We start from the raw sequence: 23,501 nt of genomic DNA, 5'->3' as shown, positions 1-23,501 counted from the left end.
AGTCATATTGTCTCACACCATACCCACATCATTGCGTTTGCTGTTCCATAATCCCCTCTCTTGCGCTTCACGAAAACGGCGCGCCATCTCTTGTAACGCATGGGGATTAGCGCGGCGCATGAATGCCACGACATCCTCATCTAACAGATAGGCTTCGTAGAGCGCATCGAAATGATGGTCTTCCACAACCCGCGCCGTCGCAGCAAACGCAAAGAGATAATCAACCGTCGCTGCCAACTCAAAAGCGCCCTTATACCCATGGCGCATCATCGCCTTTATCCATTGTGGATTTGCTGCCCGCGCCCGTATGACGCGCCCTATCTCCTCTTGTAAAGGAACAACCCTCTTGCGATAGGGATTGCCATAATGATGGTGATACAGATGTGGCTGTTTCCCCGATAGATAACGCACCGTTGCCGCCATCCCCCCTTGAAATTGATAATAGTCATCGGAATCTAAAATGTCATGCTCACTATTGTCTTGGTTATGTAAGACCGCTTGCACAGATGTGAGACAATGACGCATGACTTCTGCCACATCCTCGCCATGGAACGCTCCCCCATAGCCATACCCCCCCCACGCCACAAAGGCATCAGCAAAATCCTTGTCCCCATGCCATCCCCCCTCATCAATAAGGGCTTGCATCCCTGCGCCATAGGCGCCAGGCATCGAACCAAAAAGACGTAGACGCGCATGCGCCTTCGCTTGCGCTTCACCCATACCACGAGACCGCCACACACGCTCATCACGCAACGCCCAAGCGCGCAAAGGATTATCAGACGCGCCTTCATCCGTTATATCGGCAATCTGTGCCACCGCCGACGCATATAAGTCCATGACATGGGGAAATGAATCACGAAATAAACCAGACACACGCAACAGGACATCGACCCTCTGCCTGCCTAAAACACTGAGCGGGATGACTTTCACACCGCGCACACGTTGCGACCCCACATCCCACCATGGCTCAACCCCCATAAGAGCAAGCGCCTGTCCTATATCATGGCCATAGGTGCGCATATTAGATGTCGCCCATACAGACATGGCGACCCGCTGTGGCGGGTCGCCATAGCGCTGGCAATAATCCTCGAAAAACTGCTCTGCCGACTCCTTGCCTAAACGATAGGCTGAAGGCGATGGCATACCCCTCATATCAATGGCATAAAAATTTCTTCCCATAGGAAAGACATCCAAACGCCCCTTTGTCGGCGCGCCCGATGCGCCAGCTGCCACAGACTTGCCTCCTATGGCGCGCAATAAGCCTAAACGCTCCGCATGACCATTGCGCCGCAAGATGGCGCGCACGCTCTCGCCATAGCGTAAAACCGCCCGAGTCTTGTGCCATGACGCCTTTGCCTCCTTCGTCCCCGCCAGTAAGGCATGGGCTTCTTCCTCTAAAAAGGCCACGACATCCCCCTGCACCCGCCATCTATACCCTTGCTGGACGCCAGCCTCTCCCTCCCCCTCTCCCTCCTTATGGCGTCCTTCATAGGGAGCGCCTAGCGCACAGGATAAAGGGTCAAAAGCATCACAATCGCCAAATCCCATATCTTCGCTCAAGGCGCGTAAAAGAGAATTCTCGCCTTCACCCTCGCCTCGAGGAAAGCGCAATAAGGCCACAAGCGTCGACGCCATGGCGCGTTCTTCCACAGCCGTGCCAAAAACATGCAAGCCGTCACGTATCTGGCTCTCCTTAATGACACAGAGGTGATTGTCCAATGACGCCACAAAATCTTGGGATGATGGCTCTGTTCCCATATCCTTGTCGATGCCGTGACGCTGTGCTAAGGCCACCATCTCGCGTTTCAATGCTGGTAAGCGTTCGGGGTCGAGGGCGCACGCATGGGCATACTCTTCGCTCAATGCCTCTAGACTGCTCAAGAATCCATAAAGCCCCGCACGCGCCATAGGAGGCGTCATATGGTCGATGATGGTCGCTTGGGCGCGTCTCTTCGCCTGTATCCCCTCACCCGGGTCATTGACAATGAAAGGATAGACATTCGGCATCGCCCCAAAAAGAGCCTCAGGATAACATGCGCTCGATAAACCGACGCCTTTGCCCGGAAGCCATTCCAACGTGCCATGCTTGCCAAGATGAATGACACCATCCACAGCGTCATAGCGGGCAAGCCAACCATACACCGCCACATAGTTATGGGGAGGCACCAATGCTGGATCATGATAAGATGACGCCGCGTCGATATGATAGCCCCTCGCTGGTTGGACAACGACACACACAGCGCCAAAACGACGTACTGGCAATAAAAAGCACCGCTCCCCCTCGTGGAAAAAAGGGTCATCCTCCATACGCCCCCAACGCGCGCCTATCGCCTCACGCACAGACATGGGAAGAGCATTCCATATCACGCCATACGCCTCTGCCCCCAAACGACATTCCACATCCTTGCTCTCACATGTCCGCCAATGGCTCGTCACACCTGAGCGAATATGCCGCATCAATGTCTCACTATCCTCAGGAATGTCGCGCACGTCATAGCCTTCTTGTGCCAACGTATGCAATAGCCGCCACAGGGAACGAGGCGTATCCAAACCGACGCCATTGCCAATACGCCCATCCCCATGGGGATAGTGCGCCAAGATGAGCGCCAGACGTCTCTCATGCGGACGTTTTGTCGCCAAAACATAAAAACGCTTGACGAGAGAACAGAGGAAATCGATTCTGTCAGGAACAGGCGCATGCTTCACAAGGGGCGCTTCCACCCCATCGTCAAAATCCACCCTATCCTTGAAAGATAAGGGACGCGTGATCAGCCGTCCATCCATCTCAGGCAATGCTACGTTCATCACCACATCCCGTGGTGGCACACCACGTGTGCTCTTACGCCATTCATCAAAGGAACAGCTCGCAAGCATGCCTTGAAAGACAACGCCATCGAAACCCAAAGACGCCCAACGCGCACAATCATCCATGCCCCCCTCATGTCTCGATGCAAAAGAGGTGAGGTCGATGAGCGCCTTGGGTGTCACCTCCCCTAAGACAGCATCAACCATGCGAGACGACTCCCCATCGCGCAAACTGGCGACAAACACGGCAAGAGAAGAAAAGCCATGTCGTGTCAATGCCTCTTGAAGAGCCTCGATAGGCGCATCATCTGCCGACAACCATAAGGCTCGATAACAAAGGATAACAATCTTTGGGTGGCGCACATCGCCCACACATGCCTTGTCCCACTGAGATAGGCCATAAACACGCGTCTTGCCCCCTCTAAAGAGGCCTGCGCGTGGGACGGGTTTTGCCTCGCCATAAGGATACGTCTTGCGCGCGCCTTGACGATGGCGCAAAAATCTGTCCTGTAGATACAAAAGGAGATTCTCCATGTTCATGACACCGCCATAGCGACAATAGTCCCATATCCTCTCCCACACATCACCCTCGACAGAAGAAAGCTCGCGCAACGTATCATCCACATGCTCTGTCCCCGACATGAAGACAACATCGACCCCATGCTCCCTGTGAAGCGCCGCCAAACGCTCGACCCCATAACGCCAATAATCACGCCCCCCTAATAAACGGACTATGATGAGACGCGCATGACGCGCCGTCTTCGCCACATAAGTATCCACAGAGAGGGGATGCTGTAGAGAGCCCACATGGGCAACACGCACGCGCATATCCATACCCTGACGCGCTCTTTGCGCACGCGCTTGGGCAAGACAACAGAGCTCGCTATCGGCCATAGACAAAAAGAGAATATCCGCCGGCGTCTGGCCTAAATCCACCGCATCCTGTTGCCCTATAGGGACATCTGTGCCTTGCAAAATATGCATAGCGTCCTACGCCACCAGCATCATGAACCCCTTCATCATCCCCCGCCACAGAGAGACTCACTGAGGGAACGCCCCCCTATGACGACAAGGGAAGAGAGGCGGTCCTCGTCCTCGCGCCAAGGGCGGTCATAATAGTGCTCTAGCCTGTCGCCAACGCCTTGCACCACAAGACGCCTCGCCTTTGCCTCCACCGCCATGAAACCCTTAACCCGATAGACATCAGAACGACATAACACGTCACGGGCATGGGTTAATGCTTGGTCTTCACTGGCCATGACAGGTAAAGAGCACACAATACTACGGAAAGCATCATGGTCATGGTCATGATGGTCGCCATGCGCATGGGCGTCTTTAGGTGATATCGTATGCTGGGTGCGCATGGCATGGCGTTCTCCTAACGCCACATGCCAAGGACAACGCGCATGACAACAACGAATGATCGGCAGATCCCTCCCCAGACGCTCTCTCACCATCGCCTCCAATGGCGTGTACTCCTGCATGGTGAGGAGGTCTGCCTTATTGATAAGCACCATATCCGCCGCATCACATTGGTCTTGCATGAGGGTCTCGATAGGGGTCGCATGGCGTGAGCCTATGGCATTCCTTTGCTCTTCTACCTGTTGAGGGTTGTCAGCAAAAGAACCGCGCTGATAGGCTGGGGCATCGATGACGGTGATGAACCCATTCATCACAAAACGCGAACGTATAGCCTCCCAGTAAAAGGCATCGATGAGGGGCTGAGGAAGAGAGAGACCAGATGTCTCGATAACGATATGGTGAGGCGCATGCGCCATGCCCGCCAATGTTGCCATCGCTGGCAAAAAATCCTGTGCCACCGTGCAACAAAGACACCCATTGTCTAACGTGATAATAGGATAGGCGTCACGCCCGTTCGTCTTTTGAGAAGAACGTAAAATCTCACCATCCACATCGCATGCGCCAAACTCGTTGATAAGCAACGCAAAAGGCTCTGGCGACGTCTGAAGCCAGTGACGTATGATACTCGTCTTGCCCGCCCCCAAAAAACCACTGATAACCGTAACCGACCTCTTCTCCATACGTCATCACGCCTCTAAAAACATAAGATGATTGCCATAAGATAACCCCATGTCTTATCCTACCACACACTCCCGTCACGCACCATGCTCAGCCGTGACATGAGCCCTCCTCTCACACGACGCCCATCATACCCCACCCCGCCCCCGCCCCTCTCATGACGACATCGATAAAAAAATCCGACATCATCGAGGAACTCTATCGGCGCCATAAAAAGAAAGACGGGAAAAGATTTACCCGCAAAAAAACAAGCATATACCTAGACCATATTTTCGACCATATCGCAGACGCCCTAGAACAAGGAAGGCACATGGAAATTCGTGGATTTGGCACCCTCTACACCAAACAGCAAAAAGCGCGTATCGGACGCAACCCTAAAACCGGAGAAACCGTCCCCGTAGCGCCAAAACGCTCCGTCCGCTTCCGCATGAGCCACGCCTTGCTCCAACGTCTCAACGACGACAAAGAGACACCATAGACGATTTCGTCCATTATGGAGCAAAAAACACCCGTTTTTACGCCATGCGCCATACCATAACAGGATATTAACCCTCTCTCAACCTATATTGCTTTGCCTTCTCGTGCCATAGGGAACATATCATATATCCATCTGTGGATAAATCTGTGGATGAACGTTGAATAACCGAGTCCCAACGAGGAGAAAAAGACCATGTCGCAAGAGATACCCCATAGCCCGCCCGTCACCACGTCTCACACCACGTCTCATACCACGTCTCACACCACCGCCCATTATGCCTCTCCTCACAACGGCACATCGCCCCAAACACCCCCCCTCCATGCGCCCATCAAAAACATCGTTGAGTTAGAGAAGCTCATCGCCAAGAATAAGGATAAATTGCACCATTTTATTGCCCGCAATATCAAATATCCTGACTTTACAGAGGATTTATTTCAGAGCACGTGTGTGGAGGCGACGCGCGCCTACCATAAATTTCGTGGCGACTCCGCGCCCTCTACATGGCTCTTCGGCATTGCCCGCAACATCATACGCAACTATGTTCACCGCTCTCCCAGTTTTCGCTACCAATTCGTCGATACGGATATTCTTATCAACACGCCGTCAAAAGAGAATACGCCCGAGCAAGACACCGAGAATAAGGAACATATCAGCCAAGTCGATCTCTCCATCGATAGCCTTCCCCATAAATTGCGTTCCGTCCTCAAGATGGTCGTGGAAGAACATTCCTACGAGGATATTAGCACGCAGTTGGGGATTTCCGTTGGCACGGTGCGTTCGCGCCTGTCGAGAGCCCGTTCCCAGCTCAAACGCAAAATGAACAGCAAATCGTTAGAGAGTGGCGTCTCTCTCATGAGACGCAAAGAGAGCGCGCTCTATAAGCGCCTTCGTTCCCCCAAACAGCATGACGTCTCGACGCACGCCACTGAGGCAGCGCGCACATTCCAACGTTCGGTGCGCCCATACCGCGCCCCCACACCACAAGGTCATGAGGCGGGACATACCGCCCCCCTCCATGCCCGCACAAGCTCCATCATCGCTCGGTCATAACCCATAGAACGTATCATCACATATCATTTTATGGACATCACCATCACACCCCATGGCCGCACTGTAGTCGTTGCGCCACAAGACAGCGTCGACTCCCATAACGCCCAAGACTTACAAGAGCAGTTGCTTCCGCTCTTCGAGGATGCCGATGCCGTCATCTTAGATGGCCATGCGATGCCATTCATCACGAGTGCGGGCTTGCGCGTCCTCCTCATGGCACAACAGAAAGGGACAACCCCCAAACAATTCATCCTTTGTGCCATCAATGCTGAGGTGCGTGACGTCTTTCGCGTGGCTGGCTTAGACGCCCTCTTCCACTATGAAGACAACACACAATCCGCCCTCAAAGCTGTCAGTTGAGAAACTGGGCGATTCTCGCCGCCAATGTGCCAAAATTGACAACACCATCAAGGTTTTCATGATTGTTAAGCACAGCAATCCCACCACTGATGTAATTCTCGTCATTGATAAGGAGAATCTCTGTGCTTTTCAACGTCTCCCTTTCCTTCCCTGTTTTCGTGTATTTTAGGAAGTCTTTCGTTTTGCCCCAATCATAACAAACAAAGGCATATTTGATTTTCACCCCCTTCCGTGCGAATTCCAAATAATAGCTATCCCTGTATTTTGCCTTTATCAATCGGTCATCCATTAAGAAAAGATTCGACAGATATTGCCCTATCCCTTCCCTGGCACTCCCCTTACATGATATGAGGAAGTATTTTTTATCCTCCTTCCTCACGTTTTTGACGACAATATCAATGTCAAATTGCTTTTCATCGCCGTAATTCTTCTTCACAATTTTGAATATGTTCACATCCTTCCTATGTTTGCTGGCATCATAAATATGAACATCGAGCTTGTTAAACCTAAAGTAGGAGTCCAATAGATACATGAGGGTCTCTTCGGCAACCCTTCCCGTGAAGGTGTCCTTACTGGCTTTTTGGGTGCGGTCTGTGCCCCTCTTCTTCAAGGAGCAGAATATACATTTGCACAAACAGGGCACGCGTGCTACGGATGGACTGGCACGGGAATGGGAAAGAGAGCAAGAGATGATAGGTATTCCCATTACTTTTGAGGCTGGGCAGAGAAAGCTCAATGCTCAAAAAGCAGGGCGTGAATGAGCGGAGCGCGTGTTAAAGAGATGAGGCAAGGCGTAGAATGACATCATAGGCCTTGCCTATATCTCGTCCATGGGGTATCGTACGCTGGATGGAACAATAGGGCATGGGGGGTGCGCACGATAGACATAAAACAGGGGTATCCCCGTGCAGAACAGCGTATCAAGAACCATCGTCACGGCACTCTTGTTCTGGGGCATGGTGGTCGCCTCCTCTATCCTTGCGTCCCCTGTTGATGCGGCGCCACAGCCTTACCGCTTTCCTCAACCCCTTGATATACGTGGCTATGCTGGGGGATTTCTGGGGTACGCCCATTATGGCTCGGACAATGAACGCGTCAGAGAAGGCGCTTTCACCATCGGCGTTCATCTGGGCGCAGAGCGATTCCTTCACCAACGCACCTATATCGCCATCCATACCCATATCGAGTGGGATACCATGGGATTCGATGAGTCATGTCTCCATATAGAAACCGCCGCCCGTATCACAGAACAATGTCTCGAATTCGAATCCGAATTCTCAGGCGCCATCGCCGGCGCCCTAGGCTACCAACTGCCTCATGGTGTCCGCCTCTTTGGACGGATTGGATGGGGCTATACCTATGCCGCACGCAACCTCGAACGCACCTCTAGAGATAAAGTCCGTGATACCATCATCACAGACGAAGATACCCTCGACTCCGAATTCTTCACAGGACTCCACGCAAGCATCGGCATCGCTATCCCCAATACCCCAAAGGCTCGACGCGCCACAGCCCTCGAAGTCTCTTTTAACGACTATGGCGACAGCGATTCCCTCTATGACATCGACAATCGTTTCTCGATCATTGTGAGCCAAACACTCCGCTTCTAACAAACCCTCTCACGAAAAGCGACGGGAAGAGCGCGCGATATGCCTCGATGTGGACAGCTCATCCACCACATCATCCTCCATACGCTCCGCCCAGAGGCGCTCACGCTTGCTGAGGTCTCTATCCGCCTCCTTCAGCTTCTCCATGTCTTTCTGCGCTTGCTGATACGTCTCTTGGCATGCCAAGAGGTCGGTTTGTGTCTTTTTCCTTTCATGGTCGGCTTGGCGCGACTCTTCATCGAGGCGATTCTCATGGGCGCGTAAATTGCCAATATCAATACGCATCGCCTCCACGTCGCTCCGTTTCACATCATCTTTGTCCTGCAACTGCAAAAAGAGCTTGTTCTCTTTCTCTGGCAAGGCGCGACGCCACAAGAGCAATGCCTCACGACACTTAAGCCAATGCTGCACGGCGCGGTCATGGGCATGTTGTGCCTTACGCAATGCCGCTTGTGCCTTCATCAAACGCCTTTCGCGTAAAGAGAGAAGGGTGCGCAATAATGCCACGATACACAACCGCCAAAGAGCCATCAGCCCCTTAGCTGCTGGCAATAGACGCCATCTGTGAGACGACATCCTCATAAGGCGTCACATCATCCATGCCTTGACGCAAGAACGCCACAATCTCTTTATGTTTGGCGATCGCCTTGTCCGTCTCCTCATCGTTTCCGCTCTTATACTCTCCTATACGTAAGAGCAATTCCACCTCTTGATAGTGCGCCATCCATGTCCGTATCTGCGCGGCATGGGAGAGATGGTCGGACGTGACAACCGCATTCATGACACGGCTGGCACTGGCAAGGATGTCAATGGCGGGATAATGCGTCTTTTGCGCCAATTCACGCGACAGGATGATATGCCCGTCAAGAATAGAGCGAGTCTCATCGGCAACGGGCTCTGTCATGTCATCGCCTTCCACTAAGACCGTGTAGAGCGCCGTGATCGAGCCTTTGTCACTCATGCCTGTACGTTCCATAAGACGAGGAAGGGTGGCAAAAACAGAAGGCGGAAAACCACGCCTTGTAGGAGGCTCACCCGCCGCTAAGCCTATCTCACGCTGTGCTCGGGCAAAGCGCGTCACCGAATCCATCAGCAAAAGAACCTTCAAACCCCTATCACGAAAATACTCCGCCATCGCCGTCGCCACAAACGCCGCCTTGGCGCGCTCCATAGACGATTTGTCCGATGTCGCCACAACAACCACCGAACGCTTCATCCCTTCCTCGCCTAAATCCCGCTCGATGAACTCGCGCACCTCTCGCCCGCGCTCGCCTATGAGCGCCAGCACCGTGATGTCCGCCTTCGTCCCCTTCACCAACATCGAAAGCAAACTGCTCTTGCCACCGCCAGCAGCCGCAAAAATCCCCAAACGCTGACCCTCACCGCACGTGAGCAAACCATCAAGAGCGCGCACACCCATCGGAAGAGGCTGACCGATAATACGACGCGATAAGGGCGCCGGCGCATCGTTATACACAGAATAATATGTATGTCCCTCAATCTTTGGCTTGCCGTCCAAAGGATGTCCCATGCCGTCAAAAATACGCCCGCGCAAACCATCCCCCACCAACACATGATGCGCCTTGCCCGTGGGAATAACCTCCGTGACCGCCGAAATGCCTATCATCTCCCCTAAAGGCGTGAGCAACGCCTCCCGCCCCTCAAAGCCCACAACCTCCGCTGGCAACATATAATCGTCACCCGGGTTGCTCAAATGGCATAATTCCCCTATCTCCACAGAAGGCGCTAACGCCTTGATGATCGTCCCCACCGCTTGCGTGACGCGCCCACGCATAGAGACCGTCGACACCCCATGGACGGCTTGGTCCATCACATCGGTAATATAATCAAAACCCTCACGCATGCTCTCCATCCTCCTCTTGCTCGCCCGCATGGGCTGACACCGATGGCACTGTCAGCGAACCCTGCAACGCCTGGCGAACGGCGTCAAGTTGCACATCGAGACTGGCATCCACAACGCCTATCTCACTCTCGAGAATCGCACTCCCCTTCGGTAAATCGCTCACAGCCTCTACCTCGATATAGTGACTGAGGGAACGCCCTCGTAACGCCTGTTGCAATGCCTCCTTCACAAGAGACGCCTGACCATGATGGACGCGCAACACCATACGCTGCTGGCCTTGCGCATGGGCAAGGCAACTCCGCACGATCGACGTCACGACATCACGCTCGGGAAGGGTATGCAAAATCTTCGTGAGGGCTTGCATGACAACATCAATCATACGCCCTTCCGTCTTTGTCATATAGTCGATGGTGCGCGACACAGAAGAAAACATCTGCATGGCCGCATGACGCTGAGACTCCTTCTTCCCTTCCTCAAAACCTTCTCGCTTCTTCTGTTCATAGATGGCGTCCGCCTCACGTAACGTGGCATTGGCTATGTTACGTGCCTCTTCCACAACTTGTTGAGCATCACACAAGCTTTGGTAACTCTTGTGGTCTATATGCTGGCATTCAGGCGCCAACCGCCATGTCTTATCTAAACGTAAAGCCAGTGCCATGGTGTGCCTGCTTGTTGAAAAACACGCCGCATGAAAGAAAGCGGTTCATTGATGACGCCCATATCGTCATAAGGTGACGTCTTTTGTTCGTTGGCCATAGGCGCTATCGTCGAGGGAAGTGAAAAAGACAAACGACGCGAGACCGACCTATGGATTGGCACGTGACGCTGGAAAAAGCCACGCCCTAATGCTTGTAAATCTTCACGGACACACCATGATGTGTCATCATCCTGAGACGCCCTGTCCGTCAGCTGTGGCGCCAGCAACACGGCGCGCCTGACAAGAAAATGGTAGGCTGTGTCGCCTATCTCGTCTCTCATCTTGTGGAGCGCCTGTTTGCTGACAATATGACGCACCTTATAGGCGCGCAAGGCAAGGCCTATGAAGAGAAAGGCTTGCTCTCTTTTCTCACGGGGAAGAGACCATAAGAAGCTCATCCTGCCCGCCCCTCCTTGAGGCTCGCCAAACCACCACACACCCTCCAGCTGATGCTTCTCTCGCAACCAGCGCCCCACATGCGCCCGACCAGAAGAATGACGAATATGGTCAAGCAAACATGCCGTCCCTTTCCTCTTCACATGGGATGTTGTCGTCATGAGGTTGAAACGCATGACATGGGACGCCCAACGATAGGGACGCGCTGGCTGTGCTCTTCTCTCCTCTGTCATGTGTCTCACGTCCTTATGAACCCTCACTTTGCGGTGACGCCACACGGGAACGACGCCATAACATCACGTTGAGCCCTATGGACAGCACAAGCACACACGCGATGATGAGAGCAACCAGCGCCATCGACATGGCCTTTTCCCCATGACGCGCCGAGTCGTCCCCCTCTCCAAACAAACCCTGAAACCATCCAGACAAGAGCGTAGACTCTTTCGAGACAACAATAGGCGCAGGCGCAATGGGAACAAGCACCACAGAGATATTGCGATATTGGACATCATGAAGCCCTCGCGCCAGCAATCCCTTAATGTGCGGAACAAGACTCTCGAGGTCATAGCGGTCGTCATAGCGTATGAACGCCGCCGCGCTATGCCCTCCCTCAACGCCATCCTTGCCCGCCGTCAAACCATCATGGGGCGTGATCGGCACATGGACACGCGCCGACAACACACCATCAATCTCGGACAGCGTATGCGACAAATCTTGAGTCAACGCATAGTTGAGACGCGCTTGTTGCTCCAACTGAGAAGCAATGCGACTCTCTTGCTTAAAAACATCGCCCACACCGCTAAAGACTTCTCGTGGATACCCATGATTTTGCAATAAAATAATCGATGGCTCGATGAAACGCTCTGCCACCTCCAACGTATAGAGATTATCCTTAACCGGACGCTTCTTGGCATCGATCCCATTGGACAAGAGAATGGCCAGCATCTCGTTAATATCCTGCTCAGGCAAAGACGAATAGAGCGCCACATTGCATGACGCCAACGCCAAACACGTCAGCACATACGTCATGGCAACCCCGAGCCTCTGCCCTACCCTATGAACCCACGATGTCTTGGCTGGCGGTGGCGGCGGGACGGGGATAGGGGGCGGACGTATGATGGGAGGCGGTGAGGGAATGGGAATGGTCATCTGCGCAACGATGGCGGCCTTCTCACGCTCGCGCCACACATCATTGGGGTTCTTGCAAGGCGTGCGCCATGCCACGCGCCCATGACTCCTGCCCCTCCTCGAGAATGCGGTCCACAATCTTCTGCGATTGCGCCCGTTTGCCAGCTAAGGCGAGCCCAAGAGCATAGACGCATAACACGCCCTCACTCTTGCCATGAATCGGAAGCACCGTCTTCTCTAGGTAAGAGAGACACTCTTGGAGATGACCACTGCTCGCTAAGGCCAAAGCCTTGCCGATATGGGGAACATCGCTCTTTGGCCTTAAGACGGCAACAGCATCAAAAATGGCATTGGCCTTATCCTGCATGCCCCACCCTGCCGCCATCATGCCAACCTCGCCCAGCAAGCGCAAGACATTGTCCTGAGACGGACGCTGACGCGCGTTGGCCTTTGTTTGGGTATCGAGCGCGCCCCGTTCTGCCTGTGCCTGTGCCCGCGCCTGTGTTTGTGCCTGTGTTTGTGTCATGGTCTTTCTCCTTTAGAAATAGCTCTTCTTTCGAGAGTCGCTGTTGGTGCGCAAAATCTCTTGCAACGTGCTCATAATCGATTGGAGAGAACTATAAAAACGTTGCATATCGTCGCCAAGAATAGAGACATAGGACGACGCCCTTTGCGCTTCTGCATCGTCTGTCGTCTGCTTGGATTGCTCGGTCTTTTGGACATACTCGCCGCTGGCGGTCGAGAATGTCCCCGATGAACTCACGGTTTCGCTCATCGCCCCCCAACGCATCTGAATGGCCTGAGAGCTCGCCGAACGCGCCTGTATATCCATGTTCTGGTTATTACGCAACGCACTCGCGCCTTTGACGCTCCCGCCAAACTTAACCCCCGCTGCCCCTATCTCCATCCCCCCTTTCACAGCCGCCGTGATGAGCGCCGTCGCGCCTTCCTTCTTGATGGATTTCGCCTTCTTCTTCAGCAACGCCACTTGAGAATTAATCTCTTGCTGACGCATCGTCCTATCAGACTCGTAGTTCTTCTGGTCTAGCTCTATGAGCAACTTGGCGAGCGCCAATATATCAAAAATCGCATATTCAGCAGCCGTCTTGACGGGCGCAAAAACCGCCGGATTGCTGAGAGACGTCTTAGGCGGCGTTTGTAAGGCAATCGTTCCCCCCACAGATGGCGCTGTGGACGGCATGCTCGCCCCTTGCGGCGCGCGCTCGATGCTGAGGGCGCGCCCAGCCTCGTGCGCTTTTGATGTCTTTGACAACCCATGGGCTGGTTGGTCACTCACACGCTGTGGATGGACGCCCACGGAAGGGCCTGTTGGTGCAACATGGTTCGTCATGGTCTGTTCCTCCTTCTCCTATGTGACTAAACGGTCATCTTTTGTATCAATTTATCTTGCCCGCTGGAAATCTCGGCAAGAATTTTGGCGATAGCCTCGTCAATCTTCTGAATGAATTGCGAAATACGTTTGAGGTCATCCCCGCTCACATCCTGCGCATGGCCTATCTCCCGCAACGACGCCTGTATGCCTGCTTGTTCCGCTCTGGCATCAGCCGCGTCCTTCCTATCGACACCCGCCGCAATATCAACACCCCCCTGAGCCGCCAATGTGGACGCCTCCATGACCTGTTGCACAAGGCGCGTGACTTCGAGGACTGTCGTCGCCAATTCGCCACTTGCCGTGCCACCCGATGCCGCGGCGGCGATGATATTCGCCGTAATCAAAGCGACAGCAACAACGGCAACCGCCAAATAACCCCCGATCTCCTTTGCCTTCTCGGCATCCACACCCATCCCCTTCAACATTTCACTGAGCCCCTTCCCTAACCCCTCGACCATCTTATCCATCGCCCCCGTCTCTTGAAGCACCATCATGCCCATGCCAACAATCGCCATCGCTAACAGAGGCGCCGTCGCCCCTGCCGTCACAACCGTGGCAATTGTCGCCGCGATCAGCGTGACGCTCGCCCCTATCCACCCAAGAATTTTCCCCGCAAGACCCTTCTTACTCGCCTTACGCAATTTTGCCGCCATCGCGCGAATCGCCTCTTTATTCTTCTCGTGACGGTCGTCCAATTGCTGCTGACGGATACCAATACTCCTCTTTTCCGAACGCGCCCGACTCTGCGACAAGTTCTGGCGTAAAGCGCGAAGAGACGAAATGATGTCCTCAGTCGAGATATTCGGCCCCTCTAACGCCACAAGGTCAAAAAATTGCGACACATCACGCGACAGACCACCGCCATGCGCATCAGCCGATTCGATCGTCACCACAGCCTTCGAAGACGCCACAGGACGCGTGTTTACGCCATGGGAATGAGAAGCGCCCTGTGGCGAAACAGCTGGTGGATTTTTTGGCGAGGATGACGTCGAAATAGGCACGCCCGTCATGCTTTCTGCCTCTCCAAAGAATGAAGAAGGTCTTGTGCCTTCGAGACATAGGACGCATGAACGGGATTCTCCTCACCAATGGCAACAACAGCCTCCAGAGCTTTACGCGCCTCGCCATAGCGCTTGTCCGCTAAAAAACAGAAGGACGCCTGAAAGGGCGGTTCTGGATCATCCACATCGAGAATGGCTTGATGACCATAAACAGCGGCGGCTTCGGCATACTTTCCTTGATTCTGCAAGGATGCTGCCAACCCCTTCCAAAAACGCTTGTCTAAATGGTCATACAGGCATAAAAAACGGAATAATGTCTCCGCTTGCTTATACTGCCCCGCATTATAGTCGTTATAGGCAAGGGCATAGAGAGCATCCAAACTCTTCTGGTCGATACCGCGCATCGTCGCCAACGTGGCGCCGCGCACGATGTCCTCGGCAATCTTCCTCGATTCCGCTATCTGCTCCGCATTGGTCTCCACCGACGTCGGTGGCACTACGCTCTTCTTTGTCATGGTCGACGCTCCTGTTCGTGTTAGGCTCGAAGATTACTGATAATCGTCGAGATGGCCTTCGCCAAAATGTTCTCCACATTGGCAAGAAACTCGTTGCTTTCATCCAACAACTTCGTGAGACTCTCTGTCTCGATGGTGTCTGTCTGGTTTGTCGAATTCATGCTGTCCAACTTCCCCTTAAGAGTCTCTATGATCTCGTCCCACCGCGCCTTATCAATGCCCTGATTTGTGGGAACATCGAGGCCGTTACCTTTCATCCAAATCGCAACCTCGTTGGGAAGGAGCTTCGAACCGCCATGGGGACGGTTTGTCTGCATCACAGATAAAAGGTCTGTGAGCTTGTTATGCTCCTGTATCTGCTCTTTGAGCTTCTCGTTCTTCGCTTGCAACCTGTTCTGAAAATAACGGGCTATCTTAGACTGAACATAAAACAACAATTCATCGATGGAAAATGTGTGCCCGTCACTCGTCTTAAAGAGATACGTACCGTCTGGTTGGTCCACTCTCGTGATGGTCAGGCGTGGCTTCTCGTCTGATGTCCCTTGAGCTGCAACAGCACTGGCATGGGTCAATGCCGATGCGTGACTAATCTGAGAACTTTCGGTCATGGGTCTTTCTTCCTCCTGAACAGCGAAACAAAAGATAGGTGATGGGCAACCATGTCATAGAGATGCTCTCTCATTCGTGTCACTTCTCGCCATGTTGTTCCCCAACGCATGTCTTCATACGTTGATTTTGTGCCTGCGCGCCCCATGTTGAGGGCGCGCGGCGCGCGGGGCGCTGTCTTGCGTCTCCATATCGCTGAGCTTGCCGCCGCGCGCAAGCACTTGGTCCATCTGGCGAAAACGGCGTTGTGCCGATGCCATCATATGATGGTCGTCCAACGCACCACTCTTCACCAAGAGGGCGACCTTCTCAGGCGCGAAAGGAAGAGAAGCAAATAACGTCGAGAGAGAGTGTTTTAATCCCTTACGAGCCTGCCTATGGGCTTGGACAATCTCTTTGTTTGACATGGTATGGGATGAATGTGCCATCAATGCTCTTCCTCCTATGATTAGACGTTGATGATGCCTCGATGCGTCCTCCGCGCTGAACGCACGCCATGACGCCGTAAGGGCAGACCAGCCTTCTCACGCCCCTTATCGATGGCGATGTCAAGGTCGCCTTGCCGCTCCTTGATGAATTCACGTATCTTCTCTTCGATAAATTCCAACAAAGGGGGAGGAAATGATTGTTCTTCCATGAGGCGAGGCACATCACCAGACTCCTTGTCCCATTGCGCAATCCTCTGAGCATGCGAGGAAAGGCTGTTCTGTGCCTTAAGCAACGCCGCGTGAAGGTGGGTGATAGAGCCCCCCGTCTGGTCTCTTGTCTCTTTCGTCATGCCGTCCTCCCTTTGTCATCAAAAAATCAACAGACATCGCCCATCAGAGGTCTTTGACACGATGTCGTCCCTTTCTGTGACAGAACACCATAAAACGTCTCTTTATTTGTGACACAACACCCTATCCCGCCACATACAAGAGACACACTGACTCGCTATCACCATACAGGAAACATGTCCCATGCCCCTCATCCCGTCCTTTAAAATCAACGTCCACCATATCGATACATCCTTCGTCGATACGACCTTGCAACAAGTCAAAGCGTCACAGAAATGGGCGCAAACAGAAAACACAAGACTCAAAAAAGTGCGCGAGCAAGCCGAAGCCGACCGTATCCTCAACGAGATGGACCCACAACACATGATTGTCTTCCTCATGATGACGCGCGCCCAACAGATACAGCAATACATTAGTAGCGTCGCCCAAGAACAAGGCAATCTCGAAGTCCAATCAGAAACCCTTGCCGGTAAATTGGACGAACTCCATGCCGCACGTGTCGGCGCGAAAAAGACAACAGCCGCCCAAATCATCGAAGAACTCAAGGCATCGCCATCGGGACATCACATCATCTCACACTTGAGAAGCGACGGATACAATGAAAAAAACCTGAAACAACTCTCGACCAATGAACATAACTGGTGGGCTCTGGGGTGGTGGGATTATGACCCCAACAGACATAAATATCCAAAAGACCAATTCGGACGCAAATTGTTTAATATCGACCCTACCGATGCTGTCATCATCAACAAAGACCTCCTCGCCCGCGCTAAAGCGGTTGGCTTTGATATTGAAGCCTCAGTCGGCCTCAATAAAGATGCGACATTCCCCCTCCATGAATTGGGCGAAGACTATGTCACCGTCAACGCCTATGACTTAGCAAAATATGTCTGGGGAATCAAAGAAGCCGACCTCAAGGTGGAAACAAAAACGACCAACATCCCCGATGACACAAGACAATGGTTCGAAGACAACGGCTTTAACGTCCCAGCGAGCAATGCCGATAAAAAACTATGGGATCAGTTCGAAGAAGACGTCACGGCGCGCCTAGAAAATAGTCAAAACCAAATGCAAGAGTCCACACGACAATTGACAAAACTCACCCATGACATGACCCAATATATGGAGATCTCTTCACAGATGGAATCGCATGCCCATCGCCAAATGATCGCTTGGGTGAATGCCCTACGTATCTAAGGCGAGAAAGTGATGGTAGAACGCATTCAGCATGACGCAGCCGTCCGTAACGCCAATGTGGGGACACAAGCACCAGCCCAGTCCGCACAAACACAAGGCGTGTACAGAGGACAACGCATACAAATTGTGCCACAAGTCCAATCTCTCTTGACCGATGCCATCGAAGAAATAAGCATTTTTGTCGGTGAACGCGCCCACGAACGCAAACATAAAAAGACAGAGCAAAAAGGGACAGCGCACCAACAGGTCACGCAAAAAGACGGCGCTAATGAAGTCCTCAAGACCATCAAAGACCCCCACCTGAAAAAAGAGGTGCAAAACCTCCTCGCCCAGCATAATAGCCTCAAAGGAAAAACCATGGCGACACTCGCCGCCATGGTCGAACGACAATTTGGCGATGTGAGCGACCGCTATCTCGCCTTAGACGCCCTCGAAGAAGAACTCAAAAAACAAGGGGGAGACGAGTCGTTGCGCAACAGCATCCGCCATATCAAAGGCCAGTTGCTCGAACGGCACGGACCAGAAGTGCGCGCCGGGGTGAATATCACCCAAAGAGCCCTCGATGTCGCCCAAGGCGACGCCGACAGATTCAGCGCCTTACGCAACAACTATCGGGAGAGCGTCCTCGCCTATAAAGGCCTCAAGCATGTCTATGAAACCCTTGTGGAGAAGTTTGGCACGCAAGACCTTCACACACATGCCCAATTCCTCATCAAAGCGGCAGGCGACGACCTCAACGCCCACGGACCATCCCTCGAAGGCGAAGCCCTCAAAACCATCATCGATGACCTCTATCATTTAGAAACCCTCGTCACACTCCATGAGGCATGCAAGGAGTCCCTCGAACATATGGCGGCTCTGTCGAAACGCTTTGCGACCATCGACCCATCCTTCATGATGAATCGCCTCCTCCATTTCACCTCAGAGGATTGGCCTGACGCATCATCCATCCGCTCCATCGCCCAAGACATGAAGGCACAAACAGCCACAGAGGAAATCAATCTCCTACGCACATTCCGCTCAGTCTTGGAACAGATGCCAGACAAAATCTACCACGACCATGAACAACGCACGCGCCTCCTCGACATTGTCAAACAGGCACAGGACGAAGCTATCGCCAGAGAAGAAGATGAATGGTTTGAATGATACACTCAATCAGTTTGCCCGTATGGCGCAATTGCCTCCTTTCGATATGGAAAAGGATGGCGTGCTCTCTCTTCAGTTAGAAGAAGACAAGCAGCTGTTCATCGAGCGCGTCGAGTCGGGACATATTGTGCTCTCTATGAGCATCGAGGCGCGCGACATCGCCATGAAAACGTATCTCCATATCCTTGCCCAATGCCATCCTCAACGCCGCGCGCCTTTCCAGATGAGTATCGCCCTTATCAGAGACCATACCCATATCGCCCTTGTCCGTATAGAAGAAGAGCGATTCGTCATATCCCTCTTCGAACAAGCCATCGATAGGCTCTTGCAACTGACCCAAGCCTTTAAAGGCTAGCCACCTCCCATCCCATCGCTATCATCATGTCCGTCAAACTCAATCCCCTCTTACGCTTCGATAAAGGTCTGGAAGAAGTCGTCCGCCAACAGACACAGCCATCGTCCCTGCCCCGTCGAGGAACGCTCGCCCCCAATCACGTAAGCACCCGCCCTATGGTGGAAGATGTCCTGTTCCCGCCCGCCCTCCATGAAGACATCGCTGCCTATTTTTCACCCGTCATGGAAGACTCCTCTATTCTCCTCCCCGCCCGCTATCGCGACATCTTACAAAGCCTTATCGAGAAAATGCACGAGGCAGGACGCCTACAACCAGACTATACAGCACTCTTCGAACGTAGCGCCGAGTTTCTCACGGCACTCAAAGACGACTATCTCGAACTCGTCGATAGACGCCAAGCGCATATCCATGGCTAGCCCCACCCCTTTTTAAGACACTATGAGAGTGATAGGAGGACGCGACCATTGACAACACCACAGCAACAAACACGCATCACCACCGATACGGAAGAGCGCGACTTCCTCTTGATGCTTGCCTCGCTCCTCGTGAAACATCAAAGAGAGAGCGATGCCCTCATCATTGTCGAGTCCCTCGCCCGCATGACAGAACCCTCTCTCCACATCTTACGCCAATTAATCTATCACCGATTTCGCGCAGGCGACTATGAAGGGACTCTCACCGCCATCGACCAATTCAAACAGACCATAGGCGACAAGAGCCTTCCCCCCGCTATCATGCTCTTACGCTGTAAGGCGCTCAGCGCCATGACAGCACACGACAAAGACGGCAAAGGCGCCTTAGGACAAGCACTCCTCGACTATGTTGGCGCACGCACACAAGAGTCGCCCACCATCCCAACGACATCCTAACGACATCCCGCCACAGACACCGCCATAAAAGCCCCGCCATAAAAACCATGACAGCCGTCCTCAACAAATTTTTACGTATCGTCTCAGGGCGTAGCGACATTGTCCTCGCCCTGATGATGGTCACCGTCATCTTTATGATGATCCTTCCCCTGCCTACCTACCTTATCGATACGCTCATCGCCCTCAATATGGGCATTGCCGTCATATTGCTCATGGTGGCGGTGTATTTAACGACACCTTTGGAATTTGCCTCTTTCCCTTCCTTGTTGCTCATCACGACTCTGTTTCGCTTGGCGTTATCCATTAGCACGACACGTTTGATTTTGCTCCAAGCGGATGCCGGCGACATCGTCTTTACCTTTGGCAATTTTGTCGTGGGGGGCAATCTCATTGTGGGTATTGTCATTTTCCTTATCCTCACCATCGTCCAATTTGTCGTCATCACGAAAGGCGCTGAGCGTGTTGCCGAAGTGAGCGCCCGTTTCTCCCTCGATGCCATGCCGGGCAAGCAAATCAGCATCGACGGCGACATGCGGGCGGGACTCATCGATATAGAAGAAGCGCGCACAAGACGTAGCAATATCGAAAAGGAAAGTCAGCTGTTTGGGTCAATGGATGGGGCGATGAAATTCGTCAAAGGCGACGCCATCGCTGGCCTTATCATCGTCGCCGTCAATATGGTCGGTGGCATCACCATTGGCGTCGTCCAAAATGGCCTGACAGCAGCAGAAGCCGCCCATATCTACTCTATCCTCACCATCGGGGATGGCTTGATAGGACAGATTCCCGCCCTCTTTATTGCTATTACGTCTGGCTTGATCGTCACCCGTGTCTCCTCAGAGGAAAAACGGGATTTAGGCTCTGATATTATCATCCAAGTCTCCCAAGAACCACGGGCGCTCCTCGTTGCCGCTGGACTCATGGTGGGCTTCGCCCTCATCCCGGGCTTTCCCTCGTTCATCTTTCTCACCATCGCCTGTCTGTTAGGTGTCCCTGTATGGTTCTCGATGCGCCAACGCCACGCTCTCGCCCAAGAAAAAGGAAAAGCAAAACAAGACGCCACAGCCCCCGATGTGCAAGGACGACAAAAAACACGTATCGATGACGAGCAAGGATTCTCCCTGACAACGCCTCTCCTCATCGAAGTCGCCGCCATGATGCAAGAGTCCATCGATAGCGACATGATGAACGACCAACTCATACGGGCACGACGCGCCTTATATTATGACCTAGGCGTGCCATTTCCAGGAATCAAATTACGCTTTGCCAGCACCATGCAGGATGGCGACTATAGTATCCTCTTCCAAGAAGTCCCCGTCACCAGAGGCACATTACGTCCCCATGCCTTGCTCTCACGGGAAAAGGCAGAAAATCTCGAGCTCTTTCATATCCCCTACGAAGAAGATAAGGCCTTCCTCCCCAACCTCCCAAGCCTATGGGTCGATAGAAAGCATAAGGATGCCATGAAAAAAGCGGGACTATCCTCTATGACAACAGCAGAAATCCTTATTTATCACCTCAGCTTTGTCCTCAAACGTCATGCCGAATCCTTTATCGGTATCCAAGAGACGTATTTCCTCCTCAACAACATGGAAGAGCAATTCCCCGACTTGGTGAAAGAAATTCAACGGGTGCTCCCTCTACAGAAAGTTGCCGAAATCCTCAAACGCTTAGTGTCAGAATCCATCTCCATACGCAACATGCGCACCGTCCTAGAAGCCCTCATCGAATGGGGACAAAAGGAAAAAGATAGCGTCCTCCTCACCGAATATGTCCGCATGAGCCTAGGACGACAAATCAGCTACCAATTCTCAGCAGGGCAAAATATCCTCCCCGCCTACCTTATCGAGTCGAGTATCGAGGAAAAAATACGTGGCGCTATCAGACAAACATCAGGAGGAAGCTATCTCGCCCTCGACTCAGAAAGCGCGCACCAATTTGTCGACTCCGTGAAAAAGACCGTCGGCACGCTCACCGACCATCAACAAAACCCCGTCCTCGTCACCGCCACCGATATACGCCGCTATGTGCGAAAACTCATCGAACTGGAAATCTATGACCTGCCCGTCCTCGCCTACCAAGAACTCACCCAAGAAATGACCATCCAACCATTGGGAAAAATTCGCACAAACACAGAAACACAACAACAACCACAAGAAACAATGGCAACACAAGACATGGAAGAGACAGCCAATGCCGCCTAACCACCCTCACACGCCACCGATAACAGAAGAGAAATAAATGACACAACCGCCCCCATGGCGGACACCTAAGCGACACCCAAAGACATTCCTCACAGGCATCGACAGAAAAAACATCACCCCAAAAACATAACCCTCATGACAACAACATTCAACGTCCCATCCACGCCCTCAGTGCCAGCGACTCTCAGTGACACCCCCGCCCTATCAACGCCCACAGGTGACACAGCACACCCCTCCGATGTGGCAAGAATGAACGCCCTTCTCCAAAAGAAGACGCCACGCCATGTCAAAAAAAAGAAGGCGCAACAGGAAAAGCGCACACAAAACACAAAACCGAAGAGCAACACACGCACACAAAACAAAGCACAGCACAGCACACAGACACAAGGTTTACGCACCGCACAGCCAGCCCACACATCACCCCACACAACGTCGCCTCATACATCACCCCACACAGCGTCCGCCTCGCCCCAACCATATCCCCCCCTCAGCTAGCGGCAAAACATCACCTCCATAGGCCACAACATCAAGAGAACGCACCATCTCGTCCTACCACACAGACGCCATCGGACATCACATCAGCATCGGTAGCCGCCACCTCACTGCCTCAAACCGCCCATGCGGAACAAGCTGTTCCCACATCGCCCACAACACCATCGCCCCCCACCATGCCACACAATATCCAAGACATTGCCCAAAAAATCCTTGTCCAACACAACAATCAGCCCGGCGAATCACGAGTCCATATCACCGTCCATGACTCCATCCTCCCACGCACCGATATTCAACTCCATCAACAGCACGGAAAACTCAGCGTCGTCGTCTCAACGTCATCGCCCCTCTCCCATAACATCATGAGCGGCCATATCGAAGGACTCCAAAGCTTCCTCAGCGAACAAACAGACCATGAGGTCACGGTGCGCCTCGACTACCAAAGTCAAGACTCGGAACAAGAAGAATCACAGCAACGCGCCTATGCCGAAGCCTACCGACAAGAACAGAACGAATAAACAT

General features: G+C 52.9%; 28 protein-coding genes. 12 read left to right on the top strand and 16 right to left on the bottom strand.

Annotated features, from left to right (window positions below; translation table 11 throughout):
- Positions 1–12: 12 nt before the first annotated feature.
- Both cobN and GDA54_03260 read right to left on the bottom strand, forming a co-directional pair.
- The gene (gene cobN / locus GDA54_03265; GenBank protein MBC6497325.1) at positions 13–3,789 is read right to left on the bottom strand and encodes a cobaltochelatase subunit CobN; all 3,777 of its coding nucleotides are present in this window, start codon (positions 3,787–3,789) and stop codon (positions 13–15) included.
- Positions 3,790–3,824: 35 nt separating this feature from the next.
- Positions 3,825–4,847 carry a GTP-binding protein gene (locus GDA54_03260; GenBank protein ID MBC6497324.1) on the bottom strand — a complete coding sequence of 341 codons (1,023 nt, stop codon included), beginning with the start codon at positions 4,845–4,847 and terminating at the stop codon, positions 3,825–3,827.
- 155 nt (positions 4,848–5,002) lie between these two features.
- Between GDA54_03260 and GDA54_03255 the strand changes: the two genes are divergently transcribed.
- The 3 genes from GDA54_03255 to GDA54_03245 all read left to right on the top strand — a co-directional run bounded on the left by GDA54_03255 (position 5,003) and on the right by GDA54_03245 (position 6,733).
- A complete protein-coding gene (locus tag GDA54_03255) occupies positions 5,003–5,323 on the top strand; it encodes an integration host factor subunit beta (protein ID MBC6497323.1) in 321 nt (106 codons plus the stop codon).
- A 192-nt stretch (positions 5,324–5,515) separates the two neighbouring features.
- Entirely contained in the window at positions 5,516–6,373 is an 858-nt protein-coding gene (locus GDA54_03250; protein ID MBC6497322.1) for a sigma-70 family RNA polymerase sigma factor, read from the top strand.
- A 30-nt stretch (positions 6,374–6,403) separates the two neighbouring features.
- Positions 6,404–6,733, top strand: a complete 330-nt coding sequence (locus GDA54_03245; GenBank protein ID MBC6497321.1) for an STAS domain-containing protein — start codon at positions 6,404–6,406, stop codon at positions 6,731–6,733.
- Here GDA54_03245 and GDA54_03240 read toward each other — a convergent pair.
- Complete coding sequence (locus GDA54_03240; protein ID MBC6497320.1) at positions 6,726–7,343, bottom strand: hypothetical protein; 618 nt, start codon at positions 7,341–7,343, stop codon at positions 6,726–6,728. The genes GDA54_03245 and GDA54_03240 overlap by 8 nt on opposite strands.
- A 207-nt stretch (positions 7,344–7,550) precedes the next feature.
- Positions 7,551–7,691 (bottom strand): hypothetical protein, encoded by a 141-nt coding sequence (locus GDA54_03235; protein MBC6497319.1) that lies wholly within the window; start codon positions 7,689–7,691, stop codon positions 7,551–7,553.
- Between GDA54_03235 and GDA54_03230 the strand changes: the two genes are divergently transcribed.
- Positions 7,690–8,343 carry a hypothetical protein gene (locus GDA54_03230; protein ID MBC6497318.1) on the top strand — a complete coding sequence of 218 codons (654 nt, stop codon included), beginning with the start codon at positions 7,690–7,692 and terminating at the stop codon, positions 8,341–8,343. The genes GDA54_03235 and GDA54_03230 overlap by 2 nt on opposite strands.
- Before the next feature lie 9 nt (positions 8,344–8,352).
- Here the strand turns inward: GDA54_03230 and GDA54_03225 are convergent, their stop codons facing one another.
- From GDA54_03225 to GDA54_03170, 12 genes are all read right to left on the bottom strand, one after another.
- Entirely contained in the window at positions 8,353–8,871 is a 519-nt protein-coding gene (locus GDA54_03225) for a YscO family type III secretion system apparatus protein (protein MBC6497317.1), read from the bottom strand.
- A 7-nt stretch (positions 8,872–8,878) separates the two neighbouring features.
- The gene (sctN, locus tag GDA54_03220) at positions 8,879–10,204 is read right to left on the bottom strand and encodes a type III secretion system ATPase SctN (protein ID MBC6497316.1); all 1,326 of its coding nucleotides are present in this window, start codon (positions 10,202–10,204) and stop codon (positions 8,879–8,881) included.
- Positions 10,197–10,862, bottom strand: a complete 666-nt coding sequence (locus GDA54_03215) for an HrpE/YscL family type III secretion apparatus protein (GenBank protein MBC6497315.1) — start codon at positions 10,860–10,862, stop codon at positions 10,197–10,199. Before GDA54_03215 ends, sctN begins: the two co-directional genes overlap by 8 nt.
- Complete coding sequence (locus GDA54_03210; GenBank protein MBC6497314.1) at positions 10,841–11,530, bottom strand: hypothetical protein; 690 nt, start codon at positions 11,528–11,530, stop codon at positions 10,841–10,843. Before GDA54_03210 ends, GDA54_03215 begins: the two co-directional genes overlap by 22 nt.
- Before the next feature lie 13 nt (positions 11,531–11,543).
- Positions 11,544–12,521, bottom strand: coding sequence for a type III secretion inner membrane ring lipoprotein SctJ (gene sctJ / locus GDA54_03205; GenBank protein ID MBC6497313.1), 978 nt, complete (start codon positions 12,519–12,521; stop codon positions 11,544–11,546).
- Positions 12,487–12,951, bottom strand: coding sequence for a hypothetical protein (locus tag GDA54_03200; GenBank protein ID MBC6497312.1), 465 nt, complete (start codon positions 12,949–12,951; stop codon positions 12,487–12,489). Before GDA54_03200 ends, sctJ begins: the two co-directional genes overlap by 35 nt.
- A gap of 12 nt (positions 12,952–12,963) precedes the next feature.
- Entirely contained in the window at positions 12,964–13,776 is an 813-nt protein-coding gene (locus GDA54_03195; GenBank protein MBC6497311.1) for a hypothetical protein, read from the bottom strand.
- A 26-nt stretch (positions 13,777–13,802) separates the two neighbouring features.
- Positions 13,803–14,828, bottom strand: a complete 1,026-nt coding sequence (gene sctE / locus GDA54_03190) for a type III secretion system translocon subunit SctE (protein MBC6497310.1) — start codon at positions 14,826–14,828, stop codon at positions 13,803–13,805.
- Positions 14,825–15,334 carry a SycD/LcrH family type III secretion system chaperone gene (locus tag GDA54_03185; protein ID MBC6497309.1) on the bottom strand — a complete coding sequence of 170 codons (510 nt, stop codon included), beginning with the start codon at positions 15,332–15,334 and terminating at the stop codon, positions 14,825–14,827. Before GDA54_03185 ends, sctE begins: the two co-directional genes overlap by 4 nt.
- A 20-nt stretch (positions 15,335–15,354) precedes the next feature.
- Entirely contained in the window at positions 15,355–15,942 is a 588-nt protein-coding gene (locus tag GDA54_03180) for a hypothetical protein (GenBank protein ID MBC6497308.1), read from the bottom strand.
- Positions 15,943–16,056: 114 nt separating this feature from the next.
- On the bottom strand, positions 16,057–16,368 hold the full coding sequence (locus GDA54_03175; GenBank protein MBC6497307.1) for a hypothetical protein: 312 nt from the start codon (positions 16,366–16,368) through the stop codon (positions 16,057–16,059).
- Positions 16,369–16,388: 20 nt separating this feature from the next.
- Positions 16,389–16,718 (bottom strand): hypothetical protein, encoded by a 330-nt coding sequence (locus GDA54_03170; GenBank protein ID MBC6497306.1) that lies wholly within the window; start codon positions 16,716–16,718, stop codon positions 16,389–16,391.
- Between the two features lie 181 nt (positions 16,719–16,899).
- On the opposite strand from GDA54_03170, the gene GDA54_03165 reads away from it, so the two are divergent.
- From GDA54_03165 to GDA54_03130, 8 genes are all read left to right on the top strand, one after another.
- A complete protein-coding gene (locus GDA54_03165) occupies positions 16,900–17,913 on the top strand; it encodes a hypothetical protein (protein ID MBC6497305.1) in 1,014 nt (337 codons plus the stop codon).
- 12 nt (positions 17,914–17,925) lie between these two features.
- The gene (sctW, locus tag GDA54_03160) at positions 17,926–19,059 is read left to right on the top strand and encodes a type III secretion system gatekeeper subunit SctW (protein ID MBC6497304.1); all 1,134 of its coding nucleotides are present in this window, start codon (positions 17,926–17,928) and stop codon (positions 19,057–19,059) included.
- On the top strand, positions 19,043–19,414 hold the full coding sequence (locus GDA54_03155; GenBank protein MBC6497303.1) for a CesT family type III secretion system chaperone: 372 nt from the start codon (positions 19,043–19,045) through the stop codon (positions 19,412–19,414). The genes sctW and GDA54_03155 overlap by 17 nt, the downstream gene beginning before the upstream one ends.
- Positions 19,415–19,440: 26 nt before the next feature.
- Positions 19,441–19,830, top strand: a complete 390-nt coding sequence (locus GDA54_03150; protein MBC6497302.1) for a hypothetical protein — start codon at positions 19,441–19,443, stop codon at positions 19,828–19,830.
- 48 nt (positions 19,831–19,878) lie between these two features.
- Positions 19,879–20,283 carry a hypothetical protein gene (locus GDA54_03145; protein ID MBC6497301.1) on the top strand — a complete coding sequence of 135 codons (405 nt, stop codon included), beginning with the start codon at positions 19,879–19,881 and terminating at the stop codon, positions 20,281–20,283.
- A gap of 47 nt (positions 20,284–20,330) precedes the next feature.
- Positions 20,331–22,487 carry a type III secretion system export apparatus subunit SctV gene (gene sctV, locus GDA54_03140; protein MBC6497300.1) on the top strand — a complete coding sequence of 719 codons (2,157 nt, stop codon included), beginning with the start codon at positions 20,331–20,333 and terminating at the stop codon, positions 22,485–22,487.
- 135 nt (positions 22,488–22,622) lie between these two features.
- Entirely contained in the window at positions 22,623–22,982 is a 360-nt protein-coding gene (locus tag GDA54_03135) for a hypothetical protein (GenBank protein MBC6497299.1), read from the top strand.
- A gap of 173 nt (positions 22,983–23,155) precedes the next feature.
- Positions 23,156–23,497: a hypothetical protein gene (locus GDA54_03130; protein ID MBC6497298.1), complete on the top strand. Its 342-nt coding sequence runs from the start codon at positions 23,156–23,158 to the stop codon at positions 23,495–23,497.
- Positions 23,498–23,501: the final 4 nt, after the last annotated feature.

The organism is Alphaproteobacteria bacterium GM7ARS4, from assembly GCA_014332745.1.
Lineage (GTDB): Bacteria > Pseudomonadota > Alphaproteobacteria > GM7ARS4 > GM7ARS4 > GM7ARS4.
Note: the sequence above shows the minus strand (reverse complement) of the source record. Positions and strands in the feature narration are given on the sequence as shown.